Origin of the sequence: Sphingobacterium sp. GVS05A (genome assembly GCF_019969845.1) — a bacterium.
Lineage (GTDB): Bacteria > Bacteroidota > Bacteroidia > Sphingobacteriales > Sphingobacteriaceae > Sphingobacterium.
Genome location: NZ_JAHXYR010000013.1, coordinates 67,150 through 86,080, shown reverse-complemented (window position 1 = coordinate 86,080; position 18,931 = coordinate 67,150). Strand labels below are relative to the sequence as shown.

15 protein-coding genes are annotated in these 18,931 nt (G+C 39.2%); 6 read left to right on the top strand and 9 right to left on the bottom strand.

Annotated features, from left to right (window positions below; translation table 11 throughout):
- Positions 1-35: 35 nt before the first annotated feature.
- Both LC454_RS25735 and LC454_RS25730 read right to left on the bottom strand, forming a co-directional pair.
- On the bottom strand, positions 36-1,913 hold the full coding sequence (locus tag LC454_RS25735) for a RagB/SusD family nutrient uptake outer membrane protein (protein ID WP_223585290.1): 1,878 nt from the start codon (positions 1,911-1,913) through the stop codon (positions 36-38).
- A gap of 120 nt (positions 1,914-2,033) precedes the next feature.
- Positions 2,034-5,249 carry a SusC/RagA family TonB-linked outer membrane protein gene (locus LC454_RS25730; protein WP_223585289.1) on the bottom strand — a complete coding sequence of 1,072 codons (3,216 nt, stop codon included), beginning with the start codon at positions 5,247-5,249 and terminating at the stop codon, positions 2,034-2,036.
- Between the two features lie 525 nt (positions 5,250-5,774).
- Between LC454_RS25730 and LC454_RS25725 the strand changes: the two genes are divergently transcribed.
- Complete coding sequence (locus LC454_RS25725; RefSeq protein ID WP_223585288.1) at positions 5,775-6,314, top strand: GNAT family N-acetyltransferase; 540 nt, start codon at positions 5,775-5,777, stop codon at positions 6,312-6,314.
- Positions 6,315-6,354: 40 nt separating this feature from the next.
- Here the strand turns inward: LC454_RS25725 and LC454_RS25720 are convergent, their stop codons facing one another.
- The 6 genes from LC454_RS25720 to LC454_RS25695 all read right to left on the bottom strand — a co-directional run bounded on the left by LC454_RS25720 (position 6,355) and on the right by LC454_RS25695 (position 13,473).
- Positions 6,355-7,302, bottom strand: coding sequence for a polysaccharide deacetylase family protein (locus tag LC454_RS25720; RefSeq protein ID WP_223585287.1), 948 nt, complete (start codon positions 7,300-7,302; stop codon positions 6,355-6,357).
- Positions 7,303-7,499: 197 nt separating this feature from the next.
- Positions 7,500-8,249, bottom strand: a complete 750-nt coding sequence (locus LC454_RS25715) for a succinate dehydrogenase/fumarate reductase iron-sulfur subunit (protein WP_223585286.1) — start codon at positions 8,247-8,249, stop codon at positions 7,500-7,502.
- 11 nt (positions 8,250-8,260) lie between these two features.
- Complete coding sequence (locus LC454_RS25710; protein ID WP_223585285.1) at positions 8,261-10,177, bottom strand: fumarate reductase/succinate dehydrogenase flavoprotein subunit; 1,917 nt, start codon at positions 10,175-10,177, stop codon at positions 8,261-8,263.
- Positions 10,178-10,187: 10 nt separating this feature from the next.
- On the bottom strand, positions 10,188-10,844 hold the full coding sequence (locus LC454_RS25705; RefSeq protein ID WP_077435783.1) for a succinate dehydrogenase cytochrome b subunit: 657 nt from the start codon (positions 10,842-10,844) through the stop codon (positions 10,188-10,190).
- A gap of 11 nt (positions 10,845-10,855) precedes the next feature.
- The gene (locus LC454_RS25700; protein ID WP_077433988.1) at positions 10,856-12,286 is read right to left on the bottom strand and encodes an anion permease; all 1,431 of its coding nucleotides are present in this window, start codon (positions 12,284-12,286) and stop codon (positions 10,856-10,858) included.
- 20 nt (positions 12,287-12,306) lie between these two features.
- On the bottom strand, positions 12,307-13,473 hold the full coding sequence (locus LC454_RS25695; RefSeq protein ID WP_223585284.1) for a porin: 1,167 nt from the start codon (positions 13,471-13,473) through the stop codon (positions 12,307-12,309).
- A 317-nt stretch (positions 13,474-13,790) separates the two neighbouring features.
- Here LC454_RS25695 and LC454_RS25690 point away from each other — a divergent pair, with 317 nt between their 5' ends.
- From LC454_RS25690 to LC454_RS25670, 5 genes are all read left to right on the top strand, one after another.
- Positions 13,791-15,179: a family 10 glycosylhydrolase gene (locus LC454_RS25690; RefSeq protein WP_223585283.1), complete on the top strand. Its 1,389-nt coding sequence runs from the start codon at positions 13,791-13,793 to the stop codon at positions 15,177-15,179.
- A 48-nt stretch (positions 15,180-15,227) separates the two neighbouring features.
- Entirely contained in the window at positions 15,228-16,259 is a 1,032-nt protein-coding gene (gene glsA, locus LC454_RS25685) for a glutaminase A (RefSeq protein WP_223585282.1), read from the top strand.
- Between the two features lie 122 nt (positions 16,260-16,381).
- Positions 16,382-16,747: a VOC family protein gene (locus LC454_RS25680; protein ID WP_223585281.1), complete on the top strand. Its 366-nt coding sequence runs from the start codon at positions 16,382-16,384 to the stop codon at positions 16,745-16,747.
- Between the two features lie 128 nt (positions 16,748-16,875).
- Positions 16,876-17,316, top strand: coding sequence for a carboxymuconolactone decarboxylase family protein (locus LC454_RS25675; RefSeq protein ID WP_223585280.1), 441 nt, complete (start codon positions 16,876-16,878; stop codon positions 17,314-17,316).
- Positions 17,317-17,529: 213 nt separating this feature from the next.
- Positions 17,530-18,042: an SRPBCC family protein gene (locus LC454_RS25670; RefSeq protein ID WP_223585279.1), complete on the top strand. Its 513-nt coding sequence runs from the start codon at positions 17,530-17,532 to the stop codon at positions 18,040-18,042.
- A 79-nt stretch (positions 18,043-18,121) separates the two neighbouring features.
- Here LC454_RS25670 and LC454_RS25665 read toward each other — a convergent pair whose 3' ends face one another.
- On the bottom strand, positions 18,122-18,808 hold the full coding sequence (locus tag LC454_RS25665) for a Bax inhibitor-1 family protein (RefSeq protein WP_223585278.1): 687 nt from the start codon (positions 18,806-18,808) through the stop codon (positions 18,122-18,124).
- Positions 18,809-18,931: the final 123 nt, after the last annotated feature.

The window sequence follows — 18,931 nt, the reverse complement described above, 5'->3', positions numbered from 1 at the left end:
TCCGATAATTACCGGAGAGATGTTTCTAAAGATATCTAATATCCCGGATTCTGAATAAGCTGGGTATTTCTATTTATTTCATCACGATGTAAAGAAGTAAAATACATCTTATCATCCCAGTTTCTATTTTCGATTCCTGGATCAATATTACTTACAAAATATTTGTAATTATAATTGCTCGGATCATATTTATACAATGTCACTGTCTTATTGTCTTTTAGCGTTCCTGTGATATTGATGATGTTGGCTTTACGTCCTATCGTTTCTGCAGCGATCATCCAGCGTCTTGCATCAAAAAAGCGATGCTCTTCATAAGCCAATTCAATTCGGCGCTCATTCCGGTAGCGGTTTTTGAGTGCTGCTCCTGTCTCTTCAACTGCAATTGCAGGCATTCCTGCTCTGAATCGAATTCTATTTAGCCAAGTTCTTGCTTCCGCCTCTTCGCCTAATTCGATACAGGCCTCCACATAGTTTAATACAGCCTCAGTATAACGCAACATCGGCCAGGGAATACGTTGTCTTGTATTTTGATCTTCCTGAGCAGGATCAGGATCAACAAACTTCCGCATATAATACCCCGTTCTTGAGCCATTCCAGTCTTCAACAGGACTTTTTCTAGTGTCTAAACCAAAATGCGTGACTTTACTACCTTGCGCATTAACAATTTCATATTGACCGGTTTGGATCTGATTGCTGGGATCCCTTTTTGTCACATCGGCTGTCCTTGGTTTCCAGTCGGAGCCATCGTATAGAATTGTTGCCTTCAATCTCGGATCACGGTTTTGATAAGGAGCCGCAGCCATGGCAGCATTTGACCAATCAAATTTTTGCCCCTTATCCGTCTCATAATCATCAACAAGCAATTGTATAGGTGTATTTCCCGCCCAGTTGTGATAACCATTTGGCCCATTATCACGTCCAACCCATCCACCGCGTTCGTCTTTTTCATTAATGAAAAAACGGCCCAAAATAATATCTTTTGCCCCTGCAGCATCTGCCATTTTACTTCCCCCCCCTAGCGACAAAGCCATATAGTTTGCAGTTCCTTCTGTTGCCGATACGGGCTTGGTCATATCCAGTTTATAGGCAAAGCTGGCCCGATCCAAGACAGCTTTTGCCGCTTCCTTCGCTTTTGTCCAGCGCTCAGTCTGGCTACCACTGGTATACATCAAATATTCCGGTTTTGTATATGCTTTTAAGAGGGCAGATTTAGCACCGGCTTTATTAGCATCATGAAGATCACTCGCGGCATATAACAATACACGTGATTTTAGTGCCAAAGCTGCTGCTTCACTTGCCCGCCCTTTGGCTGGTATTATATCCTTTAAAAGTAGCGCTGCGCTATCCAGATCTTTAACGATCGCATCGACACATTCAGCATAGCTATTTCTAGGCTTCATAAAATCCTTATCATTTAGAGTATAGATCTTATTATCTATGGGTACACCACCATAGAAACGTAAGAGTTGCTGATAATAATATCCACGCAAGAAATACGCCTCTCCTAATATTTTATTTGCTTTTACTTGATCAAATTTTGCCTGTCTCAAATTTGAAATCGCAATATTGCTTGCCCGAATACGTACATACATACGTCCATATTCATAGGTATCCATGATATAACCTTGATCAGCTGGATTGGACCGTGATTCAGTTACTGTATTAATCCCACGATTTGGGTGAGTGAATAGTGCTTCATCTGTCATAGAAGCCATCTCTTGTTCGTAGAAACCGCCCACACCAAAACCATTGTATATTTCAACCACAAAAGCATCTGACAGTCCTGGATCAGACCACACCAGTTCGTTAGGAACTTCACTAAGCGGCTTTGTATTCACAAAATCGTCGTTACAGGACTGAAGTCCAGACGATAATACAAGTATAAATAGTGATATATTTACAATTTTTTTCATTTTCTTATCTGATTTATTTTTCTGAGAATAAATTTCCAAAGGCTATTCGTTGTACCCAAAGCCTATTGGTTCATAAGTACAGACAGCAAGCCTTTCTTTATTTTCATAATTTTATACTACTTAAAACGATAACAACACCCCTGCATTCAGTAATCTCGCCTGTGGATAATATTGTCCCAGTGCGTTTACAGCCTCTGGATCGTACATCTTTAGCTTACTCCAAGTGACTAAATTCATTCCATTCGCATACACACGCAATGAACCAATACCAATTTTATCGCAGATTGTTGATGGAAGGTTGTAACCCAATTCTACATTTTTTAGGCGTAGGTAATCGGTGCTCCGCATCCAATATGTATTATTGTACGAGTAATATTGGTTACTCCGATCCGTTAGTCGAGGGTATTCACTGCTCGGATTAGTTATGCTCCACCGTTTATCGTAGAATTCTTCCAGAAAATTACCAATAGAACCCGATTCATCTGTACCAACACGAATTTCTCCGCCTGTTGCTCCTTGGAACAAAACAGACAAATCAAAATCCTTATAGCTCAAACTGAAATTAAATCCTCCTTGGAATGTTGGGTCACTATTTTTATCTCTTCTTACTTTATCATCCGGTGTGATTTTCCCGTCGCCATTATGGTCTTTGTATTTCATATCACCCGGACGTAAAGTTTTGGTAATGGCACTATAATCAAGTTTATTGGCAGCGATATCATCCATATCTCGAAATACTCCGTCATATACATAATAGATATCTGTTTTGATAGGCTTGCCTGTACTTTGCTGCCAAGCGGGAGCACCTGGGGCTTCATCCCAGAAAATAATTTTGTTCTTCGCATAGCCTCCATTGACTCCGACTGTATATCCAAGTTCACCGACTTTACCCTTATAACCGAGATTAAATTCCCAGCCTTTATTATCCACCTTACCAATATTTTCAGCAGGTAGAGTCATACCGGTACTTTGCGGAACAGAAGCATTTTTTCGCCATAGAATGGAATTCCGACGATTTTTGAAGATATCAAATTCAAAATTTAACTTACCCTGTAAAAATTGGAAATCAAAGCCCAAATTATAATTATTGGCAACCTCCCAGGTAACCATTTCATTTGGTACGCGGCTCTCAAACAATGTCTTGGCTAGCTTGTCATCCACCACATAGGTTCCAAATGAATAGGTAGAAAAATATTGATATTCTTGCAGTTTATCTTCCCAATAAATATTGTCATTACCCATTTGCCCATAAGAGGCACGAATTTTAAAATAGTTGATGACTGGGATATTTTCCTTCCAGAAATTCTCTTCAGATACTACCCAACCAGCCATTGCACCAGGGAAAAATCCAAAACGTTCACTTTCAGGAAACATATAGGAGCCATCATAGCGCCAGAGAAACTCCGCAATATATTTACTTTTATAGTTGTAACCAAAACGGCCAAAATAATTTAACCGTGCTCTTTTCCAAGCTGTTCCGTCATTATTTTTCTCTTGTTCTCCACCTGCAAATAGGTAATCTATACTATTTGAGAGGAAGTAACGCCTAAAGGCACTAAACTTGTCGTTATCCGTCGTCTCTCTGTTCACCCCTGCAATAGCGTTTACTTGATGGTCTCCAAATTTTCGGTCAAAACTTAAAATCCCCCCTAATAGAATATTGAGCTGATCTTCATTACTTTGATTTAGGTTTGGATCCGCTGGGCCGCGTCGGCCAGCTTGCAATAAAGGTGTCTTACCATCCGCCTCGTAAGCACCCGGCCAGGAATACAATGTCCAAGGAGTACCCCAGGTCTTCTGGTTTTTTACGTACTTATCAACAGAAGCATTTAATGTTAGTTTAAGCCCTTCTACCCATGGATTTGTGATATCCACTTGTCCATTTGTTTGGAAGTAATATCGCTTATCCCGATCATATCCGGTGGCATTCGTTGTAATAACGACAGGATTTTCGCCATTCTCAATATCAGGTCCCGGTTTTCCATTTGGCCATATCGCTGGTTGCGTAGGGTTTCCGCGCATCAACATACGAAAAATAGTTCCTGCACTTTTTGTCGGAAAGTTACGGTTTTCCTGTCTCCCTAAGACACCAAACTGCGTTTTGATGTATTGACTTATGTTTGCGTCAAGGTTAATACGTAAATCATATTGTTTGTAACCGGTTGCAGAATTTTTGTAATAAGCATCTTGATTTTGGTAACCCAATGACAATAGATATTTAACATCTTCTGTTCCTCCATTAATCTGGAGATTATGACGTTGTTGAGGAGACCAATCTTTCAATGTAGATTTATACCAGTCTGTATTCGGGTGGCCCCAAGGATCTGAACCATCTTTAAATTTCTGAATATCGTCAGGTTTAAAAGGTGCCCCCAACACTGTTCCATCCTTTTTGGTATAAGATCCTGTGCCATTTATAGCGGTTAATGCTGCTGACCATTCATCCACAGGTAAGTTATAGATTTCAAGCTCATTACGAATTTCCGCAAACTGTGTAGCGTCTGTCAATTTGGGAATTACCGTTGGTTGAGAATACCCTTGATTGAAGGTATAAGAAAACTGTGGCTTACCGGTTTTCCCCCGACGTGTTGTCACGAGGATAACGCCATTCGCTGCCCTTGCACCATAAATTGCTGCTGAAGCATCTTTTAGAACAGAAATGTTTTCAATATCGCGGGGGTTAAGCCGCTCGATTCCCCCTTCACGCGCCGGCACACCGTCAATAACCACTAATGGGCTACTATTCCCCAAGGTATTTGTACCACGGATCTTGATCGTGGATCCATCATTTCCGGGCTCCGCACTACCATTTGTAGCAATAACCCCAGGAATTCTTCCCGTCATTGCATTGGAAATGTTCAATGCCGGTGATTGGGCAAGATCACTCCCCTTAACTGTAGCAACGGCACCGGTTACCGTTTCCTTCCGCTGTTTACCGTAACCAACGACAATAACTTCATCCAAGCTGGATTGAGAATTTAGCAGTGTTATATCTATGGCACGTCGTCCATTGATCACTTCATCCATTGTCTGTTTACCAACCATGCGAAAGTTGACCGTACTATTGGACGGAACTTTGTCCAATTTGTAGCGGCCCTCATTGTCCGTTTTTGTCACCAAATTAGTTCCATTAACCGAAACGGTTACTCCAGAAATTGGCATTCCTGTTTCATCTCGCACGATACCAGTGACACTTAATTCTTGTTGAAAGAGATTTCCGTAAGACGCAAGGCTTACAGCATCTACAGTTTGGGGGCTCAGTGCTACGATAGAACACAGTGATCCAGTCCAAAACGCTCTCTTCCATTGATTTGAGAAATAATGGCAATTAATCATAAAAACTGTTTAATGGTTTAAATTGTATGTTTATTAGTTATTTATTTGCTTCCACAAGATGCTCGGTTTAGGATCTTATCAAAGGCGGTTTATAATTGAATTTCGAATAGATGAAAATACAAAAATAAATAAACAATGCAAGTCTTATTTTAATACTATTTAAAAACACACAAACAAATAACTCATTTACAGGTTATTAAAAGAAAATATATAGATCACCACAGCTTGGTAATACCGGGTAAAATCGATCTGGTTGAAGTTGTACAATAACCAATTTATAATTAAATACACCCCTATTTGGTAGTTTCAACAAAATATCGTCCAAATACATAGACGCCTGATCTTTTACTTAAAAATAGAACAGTTATATTTTGAAAAAACCACATGACAAGTTTTAATTATAATCGCTATAGAATTATATGGAAATACGTATTTTTACAAGAAACATTGTTATTTGTTAATTGCAGATAGTAATAGGAATAATATTGTAGAAATATATCTTTCGAAAAAAAATCTACCTCGATCATGAAGATACACATTAGACAAGAAAGCTCAAGTGATTATCAGGCCGTTTTTGAACTCGTTCAGAAAGCATTTGAGCAGGAAGAATATAGTGATCATCAGGAACAGTTTCTCGTTGAAAAACTACGTCAATCGACTGGATTCATACCCAAACTTGCGCTAGTTGCAGAGATCGATGGTAAACCAGTTGGCTATATTTTAATGACAAGGATTAAAATTGTTAATGAAGAAAATCAAGAGAGCTATTCTTCCCTCGCTTTAGCCCCAATTGCAGTATTACCTGAATTTCAGGGAAAAGGCATCGGAGGTAAACTAATTGCAGAAGCCCATCAAATCGCAAAGCAACTTGATTTCGGATCTATTATCCTACTAGGGCATGCAGATTATTACCCAAGATTTGGCTATGAACAAACGGTCAAATATGGTATTAAAATGCCATTTGAGGTTCCCGATGAAAATTGCATGATTATCGAACTCCACCAGGGAGCATTAGTTGGTGTTAAAGGAATGGTTGTCTATCCAAAAGAGTTTGGAATAACATAAAAAAGGATTGGCTGTAGATGACAGCCAATCCTTTTTTAATTTAATATTTAATGGGGTAATCTTGCATAAGCTCGAATTGATATCCATCGCTTTTAAGTGCATCGATTAATGAAGATAACTGTTGTTGCCCTTTTTTAGTCTGAAACATGTCATCATGCATTAAAAAAACCACATTATTCGGGACCATCGAACTTTTATTGTTCATAAAGTTGCGTATATGGGATAATGTCGCTTCTTGGCTCACTATTGCATTACCTGTAATACTATTCAAACGCCATTCCACATCCCAACCAAAAATACGATAACCATTTTTATGAAGCATATCAGCTGTTGTAGAGCCATTTTTTAAATCTATCTTCCGGATATCATCATACATCCAGATATTTCTACCCGGCAGTCTAACAATTTTATGCTGAAGATTAAGATCCTTTTCATTCTTTTCAAAATCTGCAAAAGCTTTTTCCGGATTATTATAGAATCGTGAATATTGGTTATTTGCATGCGTATAGCTATGATTATAGCAAGCAATTAAAGGATTACTTTCATATTTCTGAAGATCCCGCTTTCTCCCCTTGCTCATGTTGGCATGCTTACCGATTAAGAACACGCTTACCTTTATATTTTTCTCTTTTGCCAAAGAATCTATCGCCGCACTCCCGATCAAAGGTCCATCATCAAATGTCAAATAAATATGCTTTGGATGTGCATCAAAAGCTCTTCGTAACGAATCTTTCAGGTTACGTTTTTGTTGCTTTACAGGGATAGGATGCAAGCTATCAACTGTAAAATGTAGCTGATTTTTTTGAAGAGAATCCCATTTATTCAAAAGAACAGGTACTTTTTCCTTTTGGGTTAACTTTTCGTTTAAAGTATCCCTACTGCCCTCTTTGCCACTACCCAATACCTTGTTGGAGAAATCTTTGCACGACACATTACCTAAGATCACACCACATGTGAACAATGCAACCAATAACCTTCTACACTTCATATCTATCCTAATAACTTAAGTGATTTTTTTACATTTCAAAAATACTACAAAAACCTACTTAAAAAGTATAATATTTTATAAATCCCTATTTTCCGGGATAAACAGCTACAAAAACAACAGAAATATTTGTCTAAACAGTTTAATATCATTAATTATCGCCTAATACATGGCTGTAAAATTTTGAAATGGTAGAAGAGCTATTTCTTCTTAAAGATTAAGGCTCTATTATATTCAAAGTTCATCCTGGCGATATTTAGGACAGATATCCCTTGCGGACATTCAACCTCACATGCTTCGGTATTTGAACAGTGTCCAAAAGATTCCGCATCCATTTGTTTGACCATACTGAGCACACGGTGATTTCTTTCCTCCTTTCCTTGTGGCAGTATGGCCATATGTGTAATCTTTGCTGAAGTAAACAGCGCTGCACTCCCATTTTTACAAGTGGCAACACATGCACCGCATCCGATACAAGCAGCTGAATCAAACGCTTCTTCAGCGAGTTCATGTGAAATGGGAATAACTGTGGCATCCGGTGCCTGACCAGTATTGATAGATACAAAGCCTCCCAGGGAAATAATTCGGTCAAAAGCGGACCTATCCACCTTAAGATCTTTTTTCACCGGAAATGCTGATGAACGGAAGGGTTCTATCACAATAGTATCATTATCGTTGAACGAACGTAGATGCAACTGACACGTGGTCGTATGTTTCAACGGACCATGCGCAGTACCGTTAATCATTACGCCGCATTGGCCACAGATCCCTTCCCTACAATCATGGTCAAATTCAACAGGATCCTCTCCGTTCACAATGAGCTTTTCATTTAAGGTATCCAACATTTCAAGAAAAGACATATGTGGATTAAGCCCCTGTAGATCATAGGCAACCAGTTTTCCTGCTGTTTGATTATCTTTTTGTCGCCAGATTTTAAGATGTAGATTCATAATTGTTCATTTTATTTGTAGCTTCTTACGGTAGGTTGTATTTCTTCGAAAGTCAATGGTTCTTTGATCAATTCTGGTTCTTCCCCTTCTCCTTTCCAGGCCCAGGCAGAGATAAATTGAAATTCAGCATCATTTCTCAGCGCTTCTCCATCTGCTGTTTGGTATTCCTCCCTAAAATGTGCACCACAAGATTCTTCACGGGTCAATGCATCATAGCACATCAATTCACCAATTTCAAAATAGTCTGCTACACGTCCAGCTTTCTCTAATTCCGTATTTAAAGAATTTAGTTGCCCACTAACCATAACATTGCTATAAAATTCCTGCTTAAGCTTCTTGATTTCCGCTATTGCATATTTAAGTCCCTGCTCATTTCTAGCTAGACCGCAATAATCATACAGCAGCTTCCCAAGTGTTTTGTGGAAATAATCGACGGTTTTATTCCCCTTAATCTGTAATAATTCATCAATTTGCTTTCTAACCGCTAACTCCGCCTTTTCAAACTCCACATGATCTGTAGAAATCTTTCCGGTGTGAATTTCATTCGATAAATAATTGGCGATGGTATAAGGCGCAATAAAATAACCGTCCACTGAAGCTTGAAGCAACGAATTTGCCCCTAAGCGATTGGCGCCATGATCGGCAAAATTAGCTTCACCAAGTGCAAATAGCCCAGGCAAAGTTGTCATCAGCTCATAATCAACCCAAAGTCCGCCCATCGAAAAATGGGCCGAAGGTGATATCATCATCGGTTCAGAATACGCATCATAGCCCGTTATTTTATGGTACATATCAAAGAGATTACCATATTTCTCTTCAATTTTTTGCTTCCCCTGTTCCTTGATTGCTTTCGCAAAGTCAAGGTAGACCGCATTTTTTAAAGGACCTATGCCAAAACCAGCATCAATCCGCTCCTTGGCCGCTCTAGAGGATATATCCCGCGGTGCAAGATTCCCGAATGCGGGGTATCGACGTTCAAGATAATAATCTCGATCTTCTTCTGGGATGTCATTGGCTGCTCTGTTTTCATCCTGTTTTAATGGAACCCAAATGCGACCATCATTACGTAAGGATTCTGACATCAACGTCAGCTTGGATTGATAATCGCCTGATTGCGGTAAAGAGGTAGGATGAACCTGAATCCAACTTGGGGATGCCATCAATGCCCCTTTTTTATGTGCTCGCCAAATTGCCGATCCGTTGCAACCCATTGCTAAGGTAGATAGATAATAGATTTTGCCATAGCCACCCGTTGCAAGTATAACAGCGTGTGCTGCATGTCGTTCAATCTCTCCGGTATCTAAATTACGAACAATAATACCACGCACTTTCCCATCGATGACAACAACATCCAACATCTCATGGCGGGAAAAGAGCTGAACAGTTTTTTTACCAACCTGCCGCATCAGGGCCTGATAAGCCCCCAATAGCAGCTGCTGTCCCGTCTGTCCCCTTGCGTAGAATGTTCGGCTCACCTGAACCCCACCAAAAGAACGATTGTTCAGATATCCCCCATATTCACGTCCAAATGGAACACCTTGCGCCACCGCTTGATCTATCAAATTCAAGGAACATTCAGCCATTCGATAGACGTTAGCTTCACGCGCACGAAAATCACCCCCCTTTAAAGTATCCACAAACATACGATAGACACTATCGCCATCATTCTTATAATTTTTAGCAGCATTGACTCCCCCCTGTGCTGCTACAGAGTGGGCTCTTCGGGGACTGTCCTGAAAACAGAATGATTTGACCTGATAGCCCATTTCGCCAAGAGATGCCGCTATTGAACTTCCCGCCAGGCCCGTCCCCACAACAATGACATCTAATTTTTTGCGATTGGCGGGGTTGACAAGCTTTGCAGTTTTTTTATAGCGTGTCCACTTTTGCTCCAAAGGTCCCGCTGGTATTTTTGAGTTTAAAGTCATGTCTTCGCCTTTAGTTAACAGTAAAAAATATATAAATTGGCATTAACGCAAACCCTATGCTGATGACAATGGAATAGGTTGTACCAATTACCTTAAACCAATGGACAAATTTTGGATGATACAGTCCGAGGGTTCTCACCGCACTATGAATCCCATGGATAAGATGATAACATAAAGCCACCATGGACAAAACATAAATAAGCACATACCACCATTGTTGAAACACTGCAATAACCAATACATAGAGATCCTTATTTCCTTTTGCATCCAGTGGTGGAGCTCCAAACTTATATACGTACCAAAAATTCTGAAAGTGGATGACCAAAAATATCAGAATAAGCGTGCCCAGAATTCCCATATTTCGAGAATACCATTTGCTCGCACGTCCACGCTGGTCTGACTGATAATCCCCACCTGTTTTTTTATTCTTAATAGTGATGACCAATCCATCAATAGCATGCAGTACAATACTCAGGTAAAGGACATAAGAAACAATTTTAATCAGGATATTTCCGGAGAGAAAGTGTGAATAGGCATTAAACTGTAAATGTGCCTGCTCCTGTGGTAAAAATAGCTGCAAATTTCCCAGAAAATGGATAAGCAGAAAGAAAGCGAGAAATAACCCCGTTAAGCACATAAGTATTTTCTTTGATAAGGTCGATAGCATAAGCCTTTTATTTAATAATAACCAATAACTTTCATCCATAAACCACCTACACCCATATAGATAATCAGTAGCACGATCCCGATTTCCAGACCCCGCAACCACCAGGACTTAAGATCAACATAACCGCTACCAAAGAATACGGGTGCTGGGCCATGACCATAATGTGTTAACACGCCATATATAGAACCCAGAAACCCAAGCATCATAGCCAATAACATGGGCGGGATACCTAATGATACACCCACTCCCAATAATGCAGCATACATTGCGGCAACGTGAGCTGTGGCGCTCGCAAAGATGTAATGGCTAAAGAAATACACCAAAACAATTACGGGGAATGCGATCTGCCAACTCAGCCCGCCAATCTGTACCTTGATCAAATCACTAAACCAACCTATAAATCCAAGTTCATTCAGCGAACTGGCCATCATGACTAAAACGGCAAACCAAACAATGGTATCCCAAGCCCCCTTCTCTGCTTTTACATCCTCCCAGGTTAGCACTGAAGTCAGCAAAAGCAAAGTCAATCCAATAAATGCAGTTGTAGTTGCATCAATCGACAGCGAACCTCCAAAAATCCAAAGCGCCAGAAGTATAAAAAATGCCAATAACATCAACCACTCATTTCTGGATATGGGTCCCATCTCTTTTAATTTTTCTGCCGCCATTTTGGGTGCATCGCCCGTCTTTTTTAGTTCAGGTGGATACAGTTTATAAAGTACAAGCGGAACAACAAAAAAGGCAACGATGCCCGGAATAAACCCCGCAACGGCCCAAGACATCCACGTAATGTCAATCCCTAGATTAGCAGCAAACTTTTGACACATCGGGTTGCTCGCTGTTCCGGTTAAGAACATGGAGGATGCAATCAAATTCATGTAATAGCTATTCAGTGTCAGATAAGATCCCAGCTTTCGATGCGTCTCCGGTTTGTCTGGAACAGAATCAAAACTGATGGCCATAGATTTCATAATCGGGTAAATGATACCGCCACCTCTGGCCGTATTACTAGGTATCGCAGGTGCCAGACACACGTCAGCCAAACCTAGACCATAGGCCAGTCCAAGTGAACTTTTTCCAAAAACTCGAATAAAAAGAAATGCAATACGATTACCTAAGCCCGTTTTAATAAACCCGCGTGCTATAAAAAACGATATCCCTATAAGCCAAATGACCTTATCCCCAAAGCCAGTCAACGCTTTCGTAATAGATTTACCCGCATCTCCGGGAGCTAAAACCTGTGTCAGCGCCGTAAATCCAATCGCCATCATACACATGGTACCCATTGGCGCCGCCTTCAGAATAATCCCGAGTATGGTCGCAGCAAATATGGCAAACAAATGCCAAGCTTCAGGACTTACGCCCTTAGGAACTGGAATAAACCACAAAATGAGCGCAACAATAAAAGTGATGGCAACATTTTTGATACTAATTTCCTTCATAATAATTGAGGTTTAAAAGATTAGAATCTACTTTGTACTTGTACGATAAATAAGTTTTTATTGTATTCATTGGTATTCTGAGTCTGCTTCTTATAGCGATCGAGTTGAAGACCAAGCTGTATCCGAGCACCATAATTTCTCAAAAACTCCAGACCAAACATTGGCGTAAAAGTTTGTCTTGCATTTGCATTTAACTTATAATTTGGGTCGATATACTCATAACGACAGGAAAGCTCAAATGCACTGAGGTTATAATAGTTGACTTCATACCTTAAATTCGGAAGGAAATAAATACCTCGAACGAGATAGTCACTTAATTTTGAAGTACGCGAACTCTCATCCAACGCATAATATAAGTTATGATTGATAGCCTGTTTTGCTTCCAGTTGCATATCCAAGTTCCAACGTTTCCCGAAATCTATGTTTCCACTCAGATCAACTCCGAGTGCATGTACTTGCTTTTTCATAACCTCACCTACACCGCCATTCAGCCCAAGATTGACCCCATATTTTTTTGAAAGCCCAAATACTAAGCGTGTTGAATATTGCTTTCCATTGTCATTGTCGACGACTTGGTTTTTACCATTTCCATTGACCACGGAAAAAGAATAACTAAATGGCATATCTCCTAAATTGACCTCCCCTGTTGCTGCCATTCCAATCTGAAAACTCGCCCAACCCAATTTGCCAAATTCAAGATATTGATTTGACCAATCCAACGATTTAATAATATCTATTGGATAAGTTTCCTCAATGCCAAACCAAGGTCGAAACTGACCAACTGTAATGGCCAGCTTAGGGCTAAACGTATATTTTAAATATGCATTTTCAAGTACCTTTGTTTTTGGATCACTTTTAAAATCGGCTAAATTGGCAAGGACAGCGACTTCAGTTCGTTTACTGATCTGTGCACGCATCTGCACCCGCATATACTTCACCATAAAATTATTGTCTGTTCCGGAACCATCACTATGGTGAAGCCCGTTCACGTCAACATCTTTAGTTGTGCTCACAAGGTACCGCGCCTGAAAGAGCCCCTTTATCTGCAGTTTGGGATAGGTGATTTCTTCTTTGATTTGCTGTACAGAATCTCTTTTTATCGGCTCAACTGGACCCGGTTCTTGTCCTTTTACAGTCGCGTATAGCAATAAGTATAAAACAGAAATTGGAATGTAAAGTTTCCTCATATCTAAAACAATTATCTATTCGCCAGTAGCCCAGCGTACTTTTCAATGTCAATAATGAATATTATAATTTATTCTTTCTCTAGTAACATCTAAACGGGTGAATAGTTTTAATTTTTTAATAAATTTTGTAACTAAAAGAAAGTTCCCTCCAAAGAGAGGTCAAATTGATTAAATTCCGTGTTTTTGTGTATTTTCACGGTTGGATTTATCCAGATTTCAATTTTTTAATTAGTAAAAATTTCAAGATTGAAACAAATACTAAACATCCAAAGAACATATTGTAGATAAATAGATAAATTTTAGAATCAATAAATCATATGAAAGAACAATTAATCAGAAAATGCTGTATTTGCCTTGTACTAATTATCTATGGGTTTTTCGTCCCTGTTTCAAAAGCAGCGGAGCGGGAGAAGCCGGCAATGTTTTGGACTTGGCTGGATTATAATCCAACTACAAATTTTGATTCCATCTGCCGTGAGATGAATTACCTGGGTATTGACGGGGTCATGCTAAATGCAGCTAGTCCGGATGAATATAGAGTCGCCATTCCTATTGCAAAGAAATATGGAATACAGGTGATCGCCTGGCTATGGACGATGAACCTGGAACATGATCGGGATAAGATCCTAAAAGAACATCCAGACTGGTTTAGTGTCAATAGAAATGGAAAAAGTCTGGCAGATACCACTGCTTATGTCGGCTACTATAAATTCTTATCACCCGTTGTACCAGGAGTGAAAGAGTATATTAAACAAAAAATCCAGTCTTATTGCGAAGTTGAAGGGCTCGATGGTATATCAATAGACTACAACCGCTATGTAGATGTTGTATTACCAACCACTTTGTGGCCAAAGTATAATATCGTACAAGATCGTGAATACCCAGCATGGGATTATGGATATCACCCCATTGCCATAGAGAAATTCAAAAAACAATACGGTTATGATCCCAGCGCACAAAAAGATCCTTCAAAAGATATAAAATGGAGACAGTTTCGTTGTGACCAAATTACTGACATCGCTAATATGATTGCTGAAGTTGTACACAGCCATGGAAAGACTATGGCAGCCTCGCCTTTTCCTACACCAAAAATGGCTTCGAGAATGGTTCGTCAAGATTGGGGTAAATGGAAACTAGACGTTGTATTCCCTATGGTATACAGTAACTTTTACACCGAGGACCCAAGCTTTATAAAAGATTGTACCCTAGAAAATGTCAGAGATAAGGCTGCGAATACCACTTTGTACTGTGGATTGATGGCTAAAAACAATGATGAAATGTTTGTCGATATGGATGAGGCTTTAAATAATGGTGCTCAAGGAATCTCTATTTTCACTATACACAGTCTCCAAGATCCAAAGATTAAAGAGCGCTTCAGAGCCTATACAACAGCAGCTAAATCCAAAAAAGAAAAAAACAATGGAACCTTACCTCGTATTTCAACCAATAAGGTAGAAAACGATCCTTTTAAGAAAGCTGGCATCATGAAATTGATCACCCAAAAAATTCAAGACATGGTAAAAGCAGAAAATCCGGCGGCAAACCCTGTGGTATTATCTAAGTATAAGCAAGTTGATGCGTACGATGTCACAAAAAAATATCTTGTAAAGGATAAGGTCAGTAACAAAAAATTCTATGTGACTTTCTTTTTCTATGGTGACATACTTTCGGGCTGGAATGTTGATCCTGCCCCCACGAACAGCTAAAGTATCGATACTTTCCTATCTTTGGACTTTCATAAATAGATTGAAGACATGAATAGAACTTTTGGTTTGATAACAGCTTTACTTGTCCTAAGCTATACAGGGCGAATAGATGTGTGCCAGGCGCAGCAGACGACAAGCACCGCAACGGTAAAGGATGCAAAAAAGATAGATCAAGCAACATTAAATAGCATTCTTGAAAAGAATAGTCAGCGCTTTAAAATGGGAAAAGTAGCAGATTACATTCCGGAACTGGGCAAAGCAAATGCACAATCCATTGCACTATCTGTTGTAAATAACGATGGTACTCTGGTAAGTGCAGGAGATATACATCAAAAATTTACGATCCAAAGTATATCAAAAATAATTTCGCTGATGATTGCAGTACAGGAGAATGGTGAAAAAGCTGTTTTTGAGAAAATGGGATATTTTGGAACCGACAAACCTTTCAATCACTTTGGCAATTTAGAAACAATGGGTAAACCGCTTAATCCCATGATGAATGCAGGTGCTATATTGACCACAGCTCTTATTAAAGGGAATGCTGACGAACCCTTTGCTAAAATCCTTAAGATGATACGTTTCATTACAAACAATGAACAGATAGATTATAGCCATGCGGTATATAACTCAGAAAGAGAAACTGGTCATAGGAATCGCGGTATGTTCTACATTATGCGAAATAATGGGTTAATTGATGGTGAAGGGGAAGAAAAGCTCAATAATTACTTTAAACAATGTTCCATCGAAATCACAGTGGAAGATCTTGCCAAAATAGGTTATTTTTTTGCCAATCACTGTATCCGTTATGATGGAAACAAACAATTTCAAGATCCTAATCTGTCACAGCTTATTCAGTCACAAATGCTGATTGCCGGCATGTACGAATTCAGTGGTGAATATGCCCGTACGGTTGGGCTACCGAGTAAATCCGGTGTGGGCGGAGGAATCGCTGTCAGTGTCCCCCGTAATATGGGAATAGGCGCTTTCAGTCCGGCTTTAGACCAACACGGCAACTCACTTGCAGGTTATCATATGATCCTAGATCTGGTGACGGCCAAACATCTGAGCCTATTTGATTAACAGAGCAAATCTCTTAAATTAAATCGTTTGCAAAACCGAATCCCTGTTTTGCTTGTTAATTCCTAAGTCTGCATAGCTATATGCAGGCCTAGGAATAAATTAAAATACCAAAAAATAAACCAATGGTGAAAACAGAAACAATAATCGCTGTAGAAAGTGTTTCTAAAAGCTCAACCTTTTACCAGGATTTGCTAGGTTGTACCAGCGAACATGGTGGCGAGACTTTTGAAATTCTAACAGTTGAAAACAATGTAATTTTATGCCTTCACAAATGGGGTGAACACGCACATCCGACCATGCTCCAACCCAAAAATGCCGGAAATGGTCTAATCCTATTCTTTCGGGTAGATAATCTCCAGGAAGTATTTGAAAATGCGACCAAACTCGATGCCATGTTCGAAAAAGAAATTCACTACAATGAAAATTCATTAAGAAATCAGTTTATCCTCCGGGATCCTGACAATTATTACCTGATTATTTCAGAATAAGAAGTTCGTCCGTAAATATATACGTTGGTTAAATTTAACAGATTTTAATTTGACATGTGCTTTCTTAAACCAGTTTAAGTTTATTATTCAATCTTTCCTGCAACTTTGTAGTATCAAAATATAAAACAATGACAGCACGATTAAATATTGCAAAAGTAGATGCAACAGCTTATAAAGCGATGATGGGTTTAGAAACCTACCTCGCTAATATCTTTCTTACCCCTATCCAGAAAGAGCTTATTAAAATAAGAGCATCCCAAATTAATGGATGTGCTTTTTGCCTTGACATGCACACCAAAGATGCATTAAAGTATGGTGAAACTCCTCAGCGTATATTCTTGCTGAACGCCTGGCGTGAGACCGAATTATTTACTGCCGAAGAACAGGTTTTATTAGAGATGACTGAGGAGATTACCCTAATTCATCAACAGGGCCTGACGGAGGAAACTTATCAAAAAGCGAAGAAATTATTTAACGAAAAACAACTTGCACAGATCATTATCGCTATTATCACAATCAATTCATGGAATAGAATTGGTATAAGCACACATTTGGAATTATTAAAGTAGGTAAACCACGGACATACCCGCTAGGATGCGAATTCAATCGCCCCCGACAGGATGTAAAAGAATCTATAAAAATGGGGTCAGTCTAACGCGAACGGCCCCGTTTTCGTTTAAAATAATTAGTCGATAAAATCTTAAATCTACCATCCCACAAATCACATTAATCAGCTATCTTTAATCCGAAAAAAGTTTATTAAACCAATTAAACTCAGAAAAATGAAAATCGTTAAAAAAATTTTAATTGTTTTGGTTATTCTCATTGCCATTCCCTTAATTGTGGCTCTTTTTGTTCCTAAAGATTTCGATGCAAAAAGTGAGATTACCATTGACAAACCCAAACAGGAGGTTTTTAACTATGTGAAAATGCTTCGAAATCAAGATCACTTTGGGGTTTGGCAACTTTCCGACCCACAAATGAAGAAATCCGAACAGGGCACCGATGGTCAGGTTGGATTTAAATACAGCTGGGATGGCGAGAAAGTTGGAAAAGGTTCACAAACCATTACGCGCATCGTAGATGGAGAGACGATCGAAACATCACTTGATTTTGGATTCGGCGAACCGTCAAAAGGATATTTTACGTTGAAGGAAATATCGCCCAATCAGACAGCGGTAACTTGGGGCATTACCGGCAAATCACCTTATCCTTGGAATCTAATGAGCCTATTTATGAATATGAATAAGGATTTTGATCAGGGGCTCAAAAACTTAAAAGATGTCTTGAAATAGCTTCATACATCATAAAAAAAGGTATTTAAAGCATAATCAAATGATCTTTAAATACCTTCTCTTCAAAAGATGAATCGAATTAACGACGACTCATCAAAATACGTAAAATATACCAAAACAGCAACATGATAGAGGAAAATAGCTGTAATGCCGCTCCTACGTATTGTTCATTGCCATAATTATATTTCAGATTTTGTGTTTGGTACAAAATGCTTCCTGAAGCAATCAACACCATGATGATGGAAAACCAAAGTCCCAATTGAAATCCAAATAATGCGCCCGCGACAATGGCGCCCAATGCCAGGAAGCCACCAATAACAAGGATGTTTTTCAGAAAAGAGAAATCCTTGTTTGACATAAAAGCAACGGCTGTAAGTGCTGTAAACAAGGCCAGCGTCATTATACTTGCCTGGTAAAGCAAGCCCGCACCATCAGTCATCGAAGTAGCAATAAAAATCATTGGCAGGAAAATAATAGCTTCCAATACAATGTAAAATGCCAGTCCAAGATACTGGGTCTGACGGCTCTGCGCTAATGTCCATCGAGAAGACAATGAAGCTCCCAACCAGAAACATCCGAGAAGAAACAACCAAATAAACTTCCCACTGACCATCCATACAATAAAATCATAAGGAACTAATTTTATCAATAGGGTTTCTAAAACGATAAATGCTAAAATAGAAAGGGCAACATGAAGATAAGTTTTTTTGTAAAAAACGCCCCTTTCAGTCTCATCGTTAACAAGTAAATACTCTTGTGATTCCATAAAACAGTTAAATAAGATGTATTAATATACATTAAAAATAAGCATTAATTCGATTTTCACAAGAAATAATTTAAGCAGAGCCTGTCGATTTACATCGCATTGATACTAAAAAAGAGGACCCCG